Below are 13,690 nucleotides of genomic sequence, written 5' to 3'. Positions count from 1 at the left end.
GGAGGACGAGGATCATGACGCAGCACTTTGCGACGGTAAACGGAAAGCCCGTCTCCGGAGGGGCGAGCTTTGCCGTCCTCAATCCGGCGACCGGCGGCGAGATCGGTCGCGCGCCGGACATGAATGCGACGGAGCTCAACGCGGCGGTCGCGGCCGCGCAGGCGGCATTTCCGGAATGGTCCGCCCGTAGCGACGAGGCTCTGCAGGCGGCCTGCGCCGCGGTGACCGCCAGGATCGAGGCGCAGGCCGACGAACTCGCGCGGATGGTCACGCTGGAGCAGGGCAAGCCGCTCAACGGCCTCGGGTCGCGCTGGGAAATCGGCGGGGCAATCGCCTGGGCCGGCTATACGACCGGTTTGTCGCTGCCGGTCAAAGTGCTGCAGGACAATGAACGGGGCCGCGTCGAACTGCACCGCAAGCCGCTCGGCGTCGTCGGTTCTATCACGCCCTGGAACTTCCCGGTGATGATCGCCATCTGGCACATCATGCCGGCACTGCGGACCGGCAACACGGTGGTTATCAAGCCGTCGCCGTATACGCCGCTTTCCACTCTGCGGCTCGTCGAGATCATCAACGAGGTGCTGCCGCCCGGTGTCGTCAATGTCGTCACCGGCGACGACAAGGCCTTCAACATCGGCGCGGCGATGTCGGCACATCGGGATATCCGCAAGATCGTCTTCACCGGCTCCTGCGCGACCGGGCAAAAGATCATGGCGTCGGCGGCGCCGACGATGAAGCGGCTGACGCTGGAGATGGGCGGCAACGATGCCGGCATCGTCCTTCCCGATGCCGATCCCGAAGAGATCGCCGAGGGCCTGTTCTGGGGCGCCTTCATCAACAATGGCCAGACCTGTGCGGCGATGAAGCGCCTTTATGTCCATGAATCGGTCCACGACGCCGTCTGCGATGCGCTCGTCGCCTTCGCCCGCAATATCGCCGTCGGGGACGGCATGGATGAGACCAGCATTCTTGGCCCGATCCAGAATCGCATGCAGTTCGACAAGGTGGCGGCGCTCGTCGCCGACGCGAAGACCCGTGGCAGGGTTCTGCTCGGCGGCGAGCGGGGCGCTGGGCTGTTCTTCCCGCCGACGATCATTGCCGGACTGAAGAACGGTGATCCGCTCGTCGACGAGGAGCAATTCGGTCCGGCTTTGCCCGTTGTTTCCTACAGCGACGTCGAGGATGCGATCGCCATGGCAAATGACAGTTCGAACGGGCTCGGAGGATCTGTCTGGTCGTCGGACATCGATGCCGCTCGCAACGTTGCCGGCCGAATGCAGTGCGGCTCGGTCTGGATCAACAAGCATGGGGCGATTCAGCCGAACGCTCCGTTCGGCGGCATCAAGGCATCCGGGCTCGGCGTGGAATTCGCAGAGGAGGGCCTGCAGGAATACACTGACATTCAGGTCGTTTTTGCCTGATCGCGAAGAAAAAACGAAAGACGAAGGGAACAAAGAGATGAAACATTTCAGAGGAGCAACGCTCATCGCTCTGATCGCCTGCGCGGCAACGCCGGCGGCGATCGCCCATCCGCTCGATGGGCTGACGGCGGAGGAATACCAGAACATCAACCGGATCCTGCGGAACGAGAAGATCGTCGACGCCGAAACGCTTTTCCCGCTGATCGAGCTCAAGGAGCCCGCCAAGGCCGATGTGCTCTCCTGGAAGGAGGGCGACGCGCTCGACCGCAAGGCCATGGTGCAGTTCACCAGCCCGGATGGGTTCAAGGAGGCGGTCGTCAACATCACTCAGGGCAAGGTCGAGAGCACCGCGGCCATCAAGGGCCAGCCGATGGTCCTCTTCGCCGAGTTCATGAATGCGCTCGAAGGCGCGCTCGGCCATCCCGAGATGATTGCCGGTCTCGCCAAACGCGGGCTGAAACCGGAAGAGGCCTTCTGTTTGCCGTTGACGGCCGGCAACTTTTTCACCCAGGACTACGAGAACAGCCGGCTGATGAAGGTGCCCTGCTATCGGGTTCCGGAGGGGTCGAACTTCTATGCGAAGCCGATCGAGGGCCTTTTCGCCGTCTACGACATCGGCAAGAAGAGCGTGATCAAGGTCATCGATAGCGGAGCGGTCGATCTACCGAAGGACAATTGGGGCTATACCGAGGATGAGGTCGCCGCCCGCACGCCGCTGAGGCCGAAGACGAACAAGGTCGCGCTCACCCAGGAGGGCGGCCCCAACTACAAAATCAACGGCAGCCATCTGGAATGGGATATCTGGCGGCTCAATCTGAGAGTGGACAAGCGTCCGGGCCTCGTCGTTTCAAACCTAGACGTGAACGACGGCGACACCTGGCGGTCGGTGATCTATCAGGCGCACCTCTCGGAGGTATTCGTGCCCTATATGGACCCAACCGAAGGCTGGTACTGGCGCACCTACATGGACAGCGGGGAGTATGGTTTCGGCCTCTTCCTGAGCCCGTTGACCGCAGGGATCGACTGCCCGGACAATGCGACGTTTCTGCCTGCCACGATCGCCGATGACAAGGGCAATCCGCTCGTCATCCCGAACGCGATCTGCATCTTCGAACGCAGCATCGGCGATCCGGCCTGGCGGCACTTCGAGGTCTTCGCCCAGACGCCGGAAAAGCCGGTTCCGGCGGAAGGCCGGCCGGCGACGGAGCTCGTGGTCCGCACCGCATCGGAAGTCGGCAATTACGACTACCTCATCGACTACCGTTTGCAGCAGAATGGCCAGATCAACATCTACATCGGCGCGAGCGGCCTGGACGCGGTGAAGGGTGTCGCATCGACCTCGATGAAGGATCCGACGGCCAAGGCCGACACCGCCTATGGCACGCTGATCGCGCCCAATCTCGTCGCCGCCAACCACGACCACTATTTCAACTTCCGCATCGATTTCGACGTCGACCAGCCCGCCAATCACTTCTCGACCATGGACATCGTGCCGGCGGACGTCGAGCCGAACAGCCCGCGCAAGTCGATGTGGACGGTCAAGCACTCGATGCCGCATTCGGAAATGGAGGCGCGCTATAAGCTTTCGGCGGCCGAGCCGCGCTACTTCCATGTCTCGAACCCGAACCGCGAAGGCTATCTCGGCCACGAGCCGGGCTGGATGATTCACCACGGCAACGTTGCCTACGGCCCGTTCGATTATGCCAACGATCCGCCGATGAAGCGCAATGCCTATATCGAGTACTCGGTCTGGAACACCGTCTACGATCAGGACCAGCGTTATGCCGGCGGCAAGTACGCGATGCAGAGCGACGGCAGCGATACGCTGGCGGAGTGGGTGAAGGCCGATCGTCCGCTGATGGGCAAGGACATCGTCACCTGGTTCTCGGCAGGCTTCCACCACATTCCGCGCATGGAAGACTGGCCGGTCATGTCGACCGAATGGAAGACCGTGCACATCATGCCGCACAACTTCTTCGCCCATAATCCGGCGCTCTCCATCCGGAAATGACCGCCTGTCGTCAAAGGCGCCTTGGGGGGCGCCTTTGATACTCTCGACCTCCAAGGTCGGCTGCCGACAAGCGCGACAGGAGTCCTATCTTCCGATGGAACGCTCCTGCATCTCTTCGCCTATAAAGCAATTGTAGGACTGTGCATATTCGGCAGGCTCCGGACGGGGCTGCCTGGCGCCGCTGACTTTCAGTCCCGAAATCTCGGCCGTGAGCTTGGCCAGAATAGCGGCTGAGAATTGGCTGGCCTCCGACACTTTCATGACGAACGCCCCTTCTCCGCCGACGACGCACTGCCTGTAATAGGCATCGAGATCCGGGATCGAGGCCGAATCCGGCGTGTCTCTCAACATGATCGCCAGCCCGTCGATGACGATCCCTTGGGCAACGGTGCTGTTGCGGGCAACCGGCGCCGGTACCCCGGCATTGTTGGGTCCATCGCCCGATATGTCGATGACGCGCCGGCTTCCCCGATAGGGGCTCAAGTGAACAAGCCTGCGCGCGAAGGCAAGCACATTGGAGATGGAGGTGAACGAGATCCGTCGGATCGGCTGGCGGCGCAAGGCCTCGGCAAACTGTGCCGCACTCTGCCGGTCCTCGATCAGCGTCCAGGGCAGCACCTGGACGGCCTTGCCGCCCCACTCAACATAGGTCACGGCAATCCTGCCGAGCCGCCCCGTCCCTATCGCCCTCATTATCTCTGGCCTGCGAAACGCCTCCACATAGCCCGTCCGTTGAAGCTGCAGTTCGTCCAATCCAATCGAATAGGATACGTCGACGGCGAGGACCAGTTGGAGGTCCACGGCAACAGGATCCTGTGTCGCGGCGGTGCTGGCGCCGAGAAGAAAAGCCGCAGCCAAATGCGTCCAACGTGGTCCCATGGAGCCGATCGCCATCTGGAGACGGGGACCCGCGCGAGGTGCCTCTGCAGCGCCGCGCGTCCTATCAGATGCCACAGTACGCGACAGTAGCGCAAATTGGACCTTGTTGGATGCTTCTCGTCCTCGTCCCTGTGCTTGTCACAGCGATGAAGCAGCGCCGCGTGCTGCGGCACGAAGGCTCTTTTCAGCCTTCGTGCTGATCGGCGCTGAAACCCGGTAGACGCGGCTCGGCCAAACCGCGGGGAACAGCACAGTAAAAAAGCGAGCCTCCGGCTGGAGAGGCTCGCTTGTTCGCTATTAGGCCCTTCGGAAACGCTAGCTGCGCGGCTTGAGGTTTTCCGGGTCGTAGAGCGGCTTGTAGCCGACACCTGCGACCTCGACCGGATAGGTCTCGGCGAAATATTCGACGTTCAGCTTGCGACCTTCCTGGCAATAGGCCCAGGGCAGATAGGCGAGCGCGATGTTCTTGCCGATCGTCGGGCCGTAGGCGATGGAGGTGGTGTAGGAGCGGCGGCCGAGTTCGTCGATCAGCACCTCACCGGTTTCCGGGTCCATGACCGGCAGGTTGCCGACCGGGTAGCGCTTAATGCCGTTCCTGTCGGTGTTCTCGGTCATGACGAGCGTGCAGAGCATGGCGGGCTGATGCTCGCGCGCCTTGTACTCCAGATGCTTCGCCTTGCCGCGGAAGTCCGCTTCCTTGACCTTCGGACGGGCAAGGTCGGCCTCGATGAGATTGTACTGGGTGAGAAGATCCGCGTTCTGCAGGCGCAGGCTCTTTTCCATGCGCCGCGAGTTCGCATAGGTCTCGACGCCGAAGGCCATGACGCCGGTGGTGCGCAGCGCATCCCAGACCGCCAGGCCGTCCTCATACTTCATGTGCAATTCCCAGCCTTGCTCGCCGACATAGGAGATGCGGAAGGCCGAAACCGGCTTGCCGGCGATCTCGATCGGCTTGATCGCGGCGAAGGGGAAGTTCTCAGGATCGAGGCCGGCCGGATCGGCAACCACCTTCTTCAGCGTCTGGCGGGCATTGGGGCCCCAGATGCCGATGGTGACGAACTTCTCCGAAACGTCGGTAATGGTGACGTCGAGGCCCCGGTCTTCCGCGACACGGCGCATGTAGTGGAAGTCGCGCGGGCCGGCATCGGCGCCGTTCACGAGACGGCAGCGGTCGGCCATGCGGAAGACCGTGAAGTCGGCCCTGACCATCCCCTCGTCATCGAGGAAGTGGGTGTAGATGCCCTTGCCGATATTGCCGTCTCCGCCGATCTTGGCGGCGCAAAGCCACTCGAGAAGCTCCACATGGTCCGGACCTTCGATGTCGACCATGTGGAAGTGCGAGAGGTTGACGATGCCGCAATCCTCGCTCATCGCCAGATGCTCGGCATTGGAGACGCGCCAGAAATGGCGGTTGTCCCACTCGTTCTCGCGCACTGGAACCCGGTTGCCGTATCTTTCCAGGAGGTGCTCGTTGGCGGCATAGCCGTGGGCGCGCTCCCAGCCGCCGAGCTCCATGAAGTAACCGCCGAGCTCCTTCTCGCGCTCGTAGAAGGGCGAGCGCTTGACGTTGCGGCCGCTCGCATAGGGCTCGCGCGTATGCACGGCCGGGAAATAGATCTTCTGTGCCGCCTCGAAGCAGCGGCCCTCGATGAATTTCTCCTCGAGCTGGTGCGGGTAGAAGCGTGCATAGTCGATCGAGGCATGGTCGATCTCGGTGCGCCCGTCCGTCATCCAGTCGGCGATCAGCTTGCCGTAGCCCGGTCCGTCCTTCACCCAGATGGCGACGCAATACCAGAGGCCGCGCACCTTCTGGCTCTCGCCGCAGGAGGGGCCGCCGGCGGCCGATACCTGCAGCAGGCCGTTGAAGGAGTGGCCCTCGTTATAGCCAAGCTCGCCGAGGATCGGCGTCAGTTCCATGGCGCGCTCGAGCGGTTCGATGATCTGCTCCATCTCGAGATCGCGCTGCGAGGGCGACAGGCGTGCCTCGTGCTTCTCGAGAATGTCGCGCGGATGGCAGAGGCGCGGATTGGTGGCCTCGTAGTAGCCCCACTCGATCTGGCCGCCTTCGGTGGTCTTCGGGTCGCCGGTGTCGCGCATATAGGCGGAGTTGCCCTGGTCGCGCAGCAGCGGGAAGCCGATTTCCTTGCCGGTGCCTTCGAATTCGTTATAGGGGCCGAAGAAGGTCAGCGGATGGTCGACCGGCATGACCGGCAGGTCTTCGCCGACCATTTCGGCGATCAGGCGACCCCAGATGCCGGCGCAGACGATGACATGGTCGGCCATGATCGTGCCGCGATGCGTGACCACGCCCTTGATGCGGCCGTTCTCGACGAGGAGCGACGTTGCCGGCGTATTGCCGAAGACCTGCAGCTTGCCGGACTTTTCCGCCGCATCGACCAGCTTGCCGGCAACCGTCTGCGAGCGCGGGACGACGAGGCCGGCATCCGGATCGAACATGCCGCCCATGACCTGATCTTCCTCGATCAACGGGAACATTTTCTTGATTTCGGCCGGCGAGACATAGTGCGCGCGAGTGCCGAAGGCCTTGGCAGAGGAAAGCTTGCGCTTGATCTCCTCCATCCAGATGTCGTCGCCGGTGCGTGCGACTTCCAGGCCGCCGATGCGGGCGTAGTGGCCCATCTTCTCGAAGAAGTCGATCGAATACTGCGTCGTCCAAACCGAGAGAAAGTCGTGGCTCGTCGTGTAGCAGAAGTCGGAGGCATGCGCCGTCGAGCCGATGTCGGTCGGGATGCCCGACTTGTCGATGCCGACGATATCGTCCCAGCCACGCTCGATCAGGTGATGGGCGATCGACGCGCCAACGATGCCACCCAGACCGATGATTACGACCTTCGCCCTTTGCGGAAACTCTGCCATTGCTTGCGACCCTAGTTGGTATGGAAGCCGGATATTAGATTTTGCAGCGACGCGAGTTGCGCCTGTCTACGACATAATCATCGTGCTGCACGACCAGAGCCATGCCGTAGCGAATGGCAACGCTGGTGGCTAGGGGGGATGCAGCCGCTCAGCTTGGTGCTCAAGTGGGCGGTTTGCGCCACAAGGCTGCCGTTCGTCTTCTGGAGTTGCAGCAATCCATTCGCGTCTTGCGTCCGGGAGTAACGATAATCTCCACCGGCGAGGGACTTTTTGGAACAAGTTTCCTTAGTAAATTTATAGACTATCTTATCATTCTCCCGAACTGCATTGTTCCTCAGCGACCAGACAGAGGTGGAAAATGATCACTCGCAGGCAGACCCTCGCGCTCATCGGCGCAACCGCCGCGGCCTTGAGCGCGCCGAACATCCGGCAGGCAAGGGCGGCAAAGGAGTTTCGTATCGGCTGGCAGAAAAACGGCGTGCTCGCCTTGGCGAAGCGTACCGGCGCGCTGGAGAAGCGGCTTGCTGAACGCGGCCTGACGGTGAGCTGGGCCGAGTTCACTTCGGGCCCGCCGCTCCTCGAGGCACTCGGCGCCGGCTCGCTCGACTTCGGTCCGACCGGCGACGTTCCGCCGCTTTTCGCCCAGGCTGCCGGGGCCAATCTTCTTTACGTCGGGAGCTACAAGGGCACGCCATCGGGCTCCGCCATCCTCGTGCCGAAGGATTCGCCGATCACTGCGCTCGAGGAGCTGAAGGGGAAGAAGATCGCTTTCAAGCGCGGTTCCAGCGCCCATAATTTCACAGTCAAGGCGCTGCGCAAAGTCGGCCTGACGACCGACGACATCGAAGCGGCCGATCTCGCCCCGCCAGACGCGGCGGCCGCCTTCAAGACCGGAGGTATCGACGCCTGGGCGATATGGGACCCCTATTTTGCCGTTGCCGAGGCGGATCCGCGGACACGGGTCCTGACCACGGCGGAAGGCATCGTCGACAACTGGAGCTTCTTCTTCGGCAATGGCGATTTCACCGCCTCCGAGCCGGAGGTCATCGCCGAGGTGATTGATGAACTGGCCAAGGTCGGAGCCTGGGCGCAGGCCAATCTCGATGAGACCGTTCCGGCGCTCGCGGAGATCACCGGCATTCCAACCGAGGTGACCCGAACGATCCTGACGCGAAAGGGGGCCGACCTCAGCAAGGTGGCGCCCCTGTCGGATGACGCGCTGACCTACCAGCAGGCGCTCGCGGACGAATTCCATGGCCTCGGCATCCTGCCGAAGACCCTGACGATCGCCGACGTCGCCTGGCGACCGAAGGCAAGCTGAAACGCCGCACGCTGAAAGGATCAGGCCATGACAAAGACAGACAAACCACTCGATTTCCTCTGGTTCATCCCGACCTCCGGCGATGGCGCCTATCTCGGCTCCGATGATCTGAGCCGCCCTGCGGACATCGGCTATTTTCGCGAGATCGCCACGGCGGCGGACCGGCTGGGTTACTCCGGCGTGCTCATTCCGACCGGGGTCGCCTGCGAGGAATCCTTCATCCTTGCAGCACACCTCGCGGCCTCCACGGAGAACCTGAAGTTTCTCGTGGCCATACGACCCGGCATCGCTTCGCCCGCCTACTACGCGCGGCTCGCCGCGACGCTCGACCGCGTCTCGAGGGGGCGGCTGCTCCTCAATATCGTCGCGGGCGGAAGTGCCAAGGAGCTTGCCGGCGACGGCGTCTTCCTGCCGCATGACGAACGCTATGCGCATGCCGAGGAGTTCTTCCAGGTCTTCAACCAGCTCCTCGAGACAGGCAAGGCGCATCTCGACGGCAAATACATAAAGGCGCACGAAGCACAGCTTGGCTTCCCGTCGGTACAGCAGCCGCGCCCGCCGCTCTATTTCGGCGGATCGTCGGATGCCGCGATCGAATTTTCGACGGGCGTGGTCGACAAATACCTGACCTGGGGCGAGACGCCGGCCCAGGTCGCGGAAAAGATTGCCACGGTCCGCAAGGCCGCGTTCGACAAGGGGCGGGAGGTGACCTTCGGCATTCGCCTGCACTTCATCGTCCGCGAGACCGACGAGGAGGCCTGGGCTGCCGCCGACCGGCTGATCTCCAAGCTCTCGGACGAGACGATTGCCGCTGCCCAGGAAGGATTTGCCCGGAACTCCGATTCCGTCGGCCAGGCTCGCATGCGGGCGCTGCACGGCGGCCGTCGAGACAGGCTCGAAGTGTCGCCCAACCTTTGGGCCGGCATCGGCCTCGTCCGCTCGGGCGCCGGGACCGCGCTTGTCGGCTCGCCAAAGACGGTGGCCGCCCGCCTCCGGGAATACCAGGAAATCGGCATCGATACGGTGATCGCCTCCGGTTATCCCCATCTCGAGGAGGTCTATCGGGTTTCCGAACTGCTCTTTCCGGAAATCGGCCTTGCTGGTCCGCGCAACCAGGTCCGCTCGTCCTTCGGAGAACAGCCGCTTTTCGCTGGCGGTGGCCATGGAGGCAATCTGCGAGTCGTCGCCGGCTCCTGATCCCGAACGGGAATCCGTGCGGGCCGCGCTCGCCAATCGAGAAGGAGAAGAATATGACCGCATACGACGTTGCAAGCGATCGCCCGCGGCAAAGACGGAGCTGGGTCTTGCCGGCCCCACCGGCGCGGCGGATCCGTCTGGAGGGGCTCTTGCCCTATGCCGTGCCGATCGTCCTGGTTCTGGTGTGGCAGTTATTTTCGTCGCTCGGCTGGATTTCGACGCGGATCATGCCGGCGCCGACGGATGTGGCAGCCGCCTTCGTCGAGCAATTGCTCTCCGGCGCGCTGCTTCATAACGTGGCAGTTTCGGGCGCGCGCGCCCTGGCCGGACTTATCGTCGGCGGAACGATCGGTCTGCTGCTTGGCATTGCGAACGGCGTCTCCAAGCTTTCCGAGCAATTGACGGACACCTCGCTGCAGATGCTCAGGACCATTCCGCATCTGGCCATGATCCCGCTGGTAATCCTCTGGTTCGGGATCGGCGAGGAATCGAAGCTGTTCCTCACGTCTTTGGGCGTGCTTTTTCCAATCTATCTCAACACCTTTCACGGCGTCAGGAACGTCGACCGCGAGCTGATCGAGATGGGCCGGATCTACGGAATGAGCGGCTGGACACTGTTCAGGAAGGTCATCCTGCCCGGCGCCCTGCCTTCGATATTCGTCGGACTGCGTTATGCGCTCGGCATCATGTGGCTGACGCTCATCGTCTCGGAGTCGATCGCCGCATCATCCGGGATCGGCCATATGGCGAATCAGGCGCGAGAATTCATGATGACGGACGTGGTGGTTCTGTCACTGCTCATCTACGCGGCGCTTGGCAAGCTCGCCGACGTGATTGCGAGGGCCCTGGAGCGTAATGCCCTGTCCTGGAACCCGGTCTATCAGAAATAGGAGGCCAGCATGAGCGGCTATGTCAGCAGGTTCGAGGGGCGCCAAGGCACTGTCGAACCCTTGGGAGAACAGGGGCGAACGGTCTCCGCCGCAGCGACCGAAGCGGTCTCGATCGAGCTGCGGCGGGTCGAGCAATCCTTCGGTCAAAACCGGGTCCTTCGTGGCATCGACCTTGACGTCCTGGCCGGGCAGTTCCTGGCGATCGTCGGCAAGAGCGGCTGCGGCAAAAGTACCTTGTTGCGCCTGCTCGTCGGGCTGGACCGCCCGACCGCCGGCTCGCTTCGCTTCGCCGATCGATCGGGAAACACGGTGGAGGCCAATGCGCGCATCGTCTTCCAGGAGCCTCGGCTGCTTCCCTGGGCGAGGGTGGTCGACAATGTGGCGGTTGGCCTCGGCCAGGATATCGACAAGGATACGGCGCGCGTGAAAGCGCTAATGGCGCTGGACGACGTACAATTGACCGACAAGGCGGATCAATGGCCGGCGCGGCTCTCCGGCGGCCAGCGGCAACGGGTGGCGCTCGCTCGCTCGCTCGTCAGCCGCCCGGGTCTGCTGGTTTTCGACGAACCGCTCGGTGCGCTCGACGCATTGACGCGCATCACGATGCAGGAACTCGTCAGCCGGGTCTGGCGGGAGTTGGGATTCACGGCGGTCCTGGTGACCCATGATGTCAGCGAGGCGGTGCATCTGGCCGACCGGGTGATTGTCCTCGACGGCGGCAGGGTGGCGCTCGATCTCGAAATTCCGACGGAGCATCCGCGGCGCCATGGCGATCCGGGTCTCGCCGTGTTCGAGCGCCGCCTGCTGGATGCCATCCTCGGCTGACGACGCCCGGGCCTTGCCCGCTACAGCGATCGGATCGTGATCGTCCGCGTCGTGGCGAAGCGCATCGCCAAGATTTTCTGGACGATCCTTTCCGCCTGGGCGGCGATCTCCGGCACCCCTGTGAGTTCGCCGAAGGCGCCGCGCGCCGGCGGTCCGGCGATGAACAGATCCTCCACCGGGTAGCCGTCCCGCGCCACGGCCCGGCTGTCTTGATCGCATGCGATGCCGAGACCGCGCGGGTCCTTCCTCAGGAGGCCGGAGCCTTTCAGATCGGCAAGACAGCTTTGGCGACCGATCACGTTGCCGTGGTCGGGTCCGGTCGCCGCGATGATCCATTGTGCAGCGTGGCGCACCACAATCCCATGTGGCTTCGTCGCAATATCGACGGCGATTTCAGCGTGGCCCGGGCGGACCGCGACGATCCGACCCGCACGGCTTCGCAGGCGTCCCGCCGCTCTTTCGCGCTCGACAAGTTCGGCGATCTGCGGCGACATGCGAAAGCGATGCGCTTCGAAGCGTCGGCGAAGGTGGCGCAGGATGCGGCGCTGTTCGACGAGCGGCAATGCCTGCCAGATGGTTTGGCCCTGGTGACGCAAGGCGTCGAAGACGCTCTGCCAGGGCAGGCCGGCTTCGGTCACCTCTTCAAGGGCGAAGCGCACCCGCTCGAGAAGCGAAAGGGCGGTGTTCGGGAGACCGATAAGGAAGTCGCCATGCGGCGCGAAATCGCCGGATGCCTGTGGCTGCGGCAGCTGTCCCGTTCGTGAAAGGAGCGTCACCTCCGAGCGATGGCCTTGCGCGTGCAAGGCACCCACGGCGTCGAGCGCCGTCAGGCCGGCACCGACGACGAGGACCTTATCGTCCTGTCCTATCGGCCGGAGGGCGCCGGACCGCAAAGGGTCCGGTATGAAGCGAGCGTCGCAGCCAAGATGGTAGGAAAGCACGTCCGGCGGCGTCGGCGGCGGATGGCCGGTCGCGATCACGACGATATCGGCCTGCACCGCTGCGCCGCCATTTCCCTCGATCTGCCAGCGGCCGTGCCGGCGGCAGATTCGCTCAGCGCGCTCGCGGACATGCCTGACGCTTCCCCTGTCGAGGAAGGGCTGGATCTGCTCGGCCATGAACGCTGCGAAATCGGCCCGGCGCGCGTAGATTCCGCCATCTGCCACGGCATCCGGGTCCAGATCGAAACGCCCGGAACCCGACAGCCAATGGACGAAGGCTTGCGGGTCGCCGGGCACGGCGCGCATACGGTGAGCCGCGACGTTTAGGCGGAGCGAGGGATCATCGGTATCATAGGCCAAGCCGGCGCCGAGGCCGGCGCGGGGCTCGAAGACGATGATGTCGTCAGGCCCGTATTGACCATTCACGGCAAGAAGGCGGGCAAGGCTTGCTCCGGTGAAGCCTCCGCCGATGATTGCTACTCTGCTGGTGGTCGGAGCCGGCCCGATGTCCTTCGGCAATGGCAGCGTTATTCTCAGCATTCCGATCTCCCTTCGGTTGGAGCGGCGGCCTTGAAGTGCCTCGTACGAGAGGATAGTTATATTTTCTATAAAATATATATACTAAAGAACCGGATGTCTACCGGGGGCGCGCCGTCGCTGTTACCAATCGGGAAATCGTGGATCTGCCGAATAGAGGAGCGGAAAAATGTCGGTTCAGCCTTCAGTACGAGCCTTCGAGATCGAGGAGAACGCCAGCCGGTCCACGAATCGGCCGGCCGATGCCGACAGTCTGAAGGCGGCATTGCGCGCCTTGGGCGGCGGCGTCAGCATCATAACCGCGGGAGAAGGGGAGGCGCGGACCGGGGCGACCGTCACCTCGGCCACCGCCCTCTCGGTCGAGCCGCCGCGTATGCTCGTCTCCCTCAATCGTGCGTCATCGACGTGGCCGGTCGTCGAGCGGTTCGGTCATTTCTGCGTCAACATCGTCGGCGAACAGCACGAGTTCCTCGCCAACCAGTTCGCCGGCCGTGGCGGGCTCAAGGGGCCGGACCGCTACCGTGGCGGCGAATGGACCCGCCTTGCCAGCGGCGCGCCGGTGCTTCAGGATGCGGTGGCGGCGATCGACTGCGAGGTGGAAGAGGCAATCGAAAGGCACAGCCACGCAATCGTGCTCGGCCGTGTGGTCGGCATCCGTATTGGCGGGGGTGAAACCCTAATCTATCGGGAGGGCCGGTACTTTGCACTGTCCCGATAGGGCATTCGTCGAGCGATGTGGCCGAGCACTTGTAATGCACAGTTTACATCGAAATTATTGACGAACGAGCAGA

At 63.3% G+C, this 13,690-nt stretch carries 10 protein-coding genes; 7 read left to right on the top strand and 3 right to left on the bottom strand.

Annotated elements, in window-relative coordinates; genetic code table 11:
- The first annotated feature begins 14 nt into the window (after window positions 1–14).
- Entirely contained in the window at window positions 15–1,421 is a 1,407-nt protein-coding gene (locus NXT3_RS14365; protein ID WP_037414467.1) for an aldehyde dehydrogenase family protein, read from the top strand.
- 37 nt (window positions 1,422–1,458) lie between these two features.
- Window positions 1,459–3,432, top strand: a complete 1,974-nt coding sequence (locus NXT3_RS14360) for a copper amine oxidase (protein ID WP_104839547.1) — start codon at window positions 1,459–1,461, stop codon at window positions 3,430–3,432.
- 84 nt (window positions 3,433–3,516) lie between these two features.
- Here NXT3_RS14360 and NXT3_RS14355 read toward each other — a convergent pair whose 3' ends face one another.
- Both NXT3_RS14355 and NXT3_RS14350 read right to left on the bottom strand, forming a co-directional pair.
- Complete coding sequence (locus NXT3_RS14355) at window positions 3,517–4,233, bottom strand: DUF1194 domain-containing protein (protein ID WP_234819723.1); 717 nt, start codon at window positions 4,231–4,233, stop codon at window positions 3,517–3,519.
- A gap of 393 nt (window positions 4,234–4,626) precedes the next feature.
- Window positions 4,627–7,188 (bottom strand): GcvT family protein, encoded by a 2,562-nt coding sequence (locus NXT3_RS14350; protein WP_097537920.1) that lies wholly within the window; start codon window positions 7,186–7,188, stop codon window positions 4,627–4,629.
- A gap of 358 nt (window positions 7,189–7,546) precedes the next feature.
- Between NXT3_RS14350 and NXT3_RS14345 the strand changes: the two genes are divergently transcribed.
- Genes NXT3_RS14345 through NXT3_RS14330 form a run of 4 tightly spaced genes read left to right on the top strand, consistent with a single transcriptional unit; the run spans window position 7,547 to window position 11,421 of the window.
- Entirely contained in the window at window positions 7,547–8,509 is a 963-nt protein-coding gene (locus tag NXT3_RS14345) for an aliphatic sulfonate ABC transporter substrate-binding protein (protein ID WP_097525105.1), read from the top strand.
- Window positions 8,510–8,536: 27 nt separating this feature from the next.
- Entirely contained in the window at window positions 8,537–9,706 is a 1,170-nt protein-coding gene (gene ssuD / locus NXT3_RS14340) for an FMNH2-dependent alkanesulfonate monooxygenase (protein WP_037414474.1), read from the top strand.
- 53 nt (window positions 9,707–9,759) lie between these two features.
- Entirely contained in the window at window positions 9,760–10,596 is an 837-nt protein-coding gene (locus NXT3_RS14335; RefSeq protein WP_037414476.1) for an ABC transporter permease subunit, read from the top strand.
- 9 nt (window positions 10,597–10,605) lie between these two features.
- Entirely contained in the window at window positions 10,606–11,421 is an 816-nt protein-coding gene (locus tag NXT3_RS14330) for an ABC transporter ATP-binding protein (RefSeq protein ID WP_104839546.1), read from the top strand.
- Between the two features lie 20 nt (window positions 11,422–11,441).
- Here NXT3_RS14330 and NXT3_RS14325 read toward each other — a convergent pair whose 3' ends face one another.
- Entirely contained in the window at window positions 11,442–12,902 is a 1,461-nt protein-coding gene (locus NXT3_RS14325) for an FAD/NAD(P)-binding protein (protein ID WP_104839545.1), read from the bottom strand.
- 166 nt (window positions 12,903–13,068) lie between these two features.
- Between NXT3_RS14325 and NXT3_RS14320 the strand changes: the two genes are divergently transcribed.
- The gene (locus NXT3_RS14320; protein ID WP_083853871.1) at window positions 13,069–13,617 is read left to right on the top strand and encodes a flavin reductase family protein; all 549 of its coding nucleotides are present in this window, start codon (window positions 13,069–13,071) and stop codon (window positions 13,615–13,617) included.
- Window positions 13,618–13,690: the final 73 nt, after the last annotated feature.

The sequence above is a fragment of the Sinorhizobium fredii genome, assembly GCF_002944405.1.
GTDB classification, from domain to species: Bacteria; Pseudomonadota; Alphaproteobacteria; order Rhizobiales; family Rhizobiaceae; genus Sinorhizobium; species Sinorhizobium fredii_C.
Note: the sequence above shows the minus strand (reverse complement) of the source record. Positions and strands in the feature narration are given on the sequence as shown.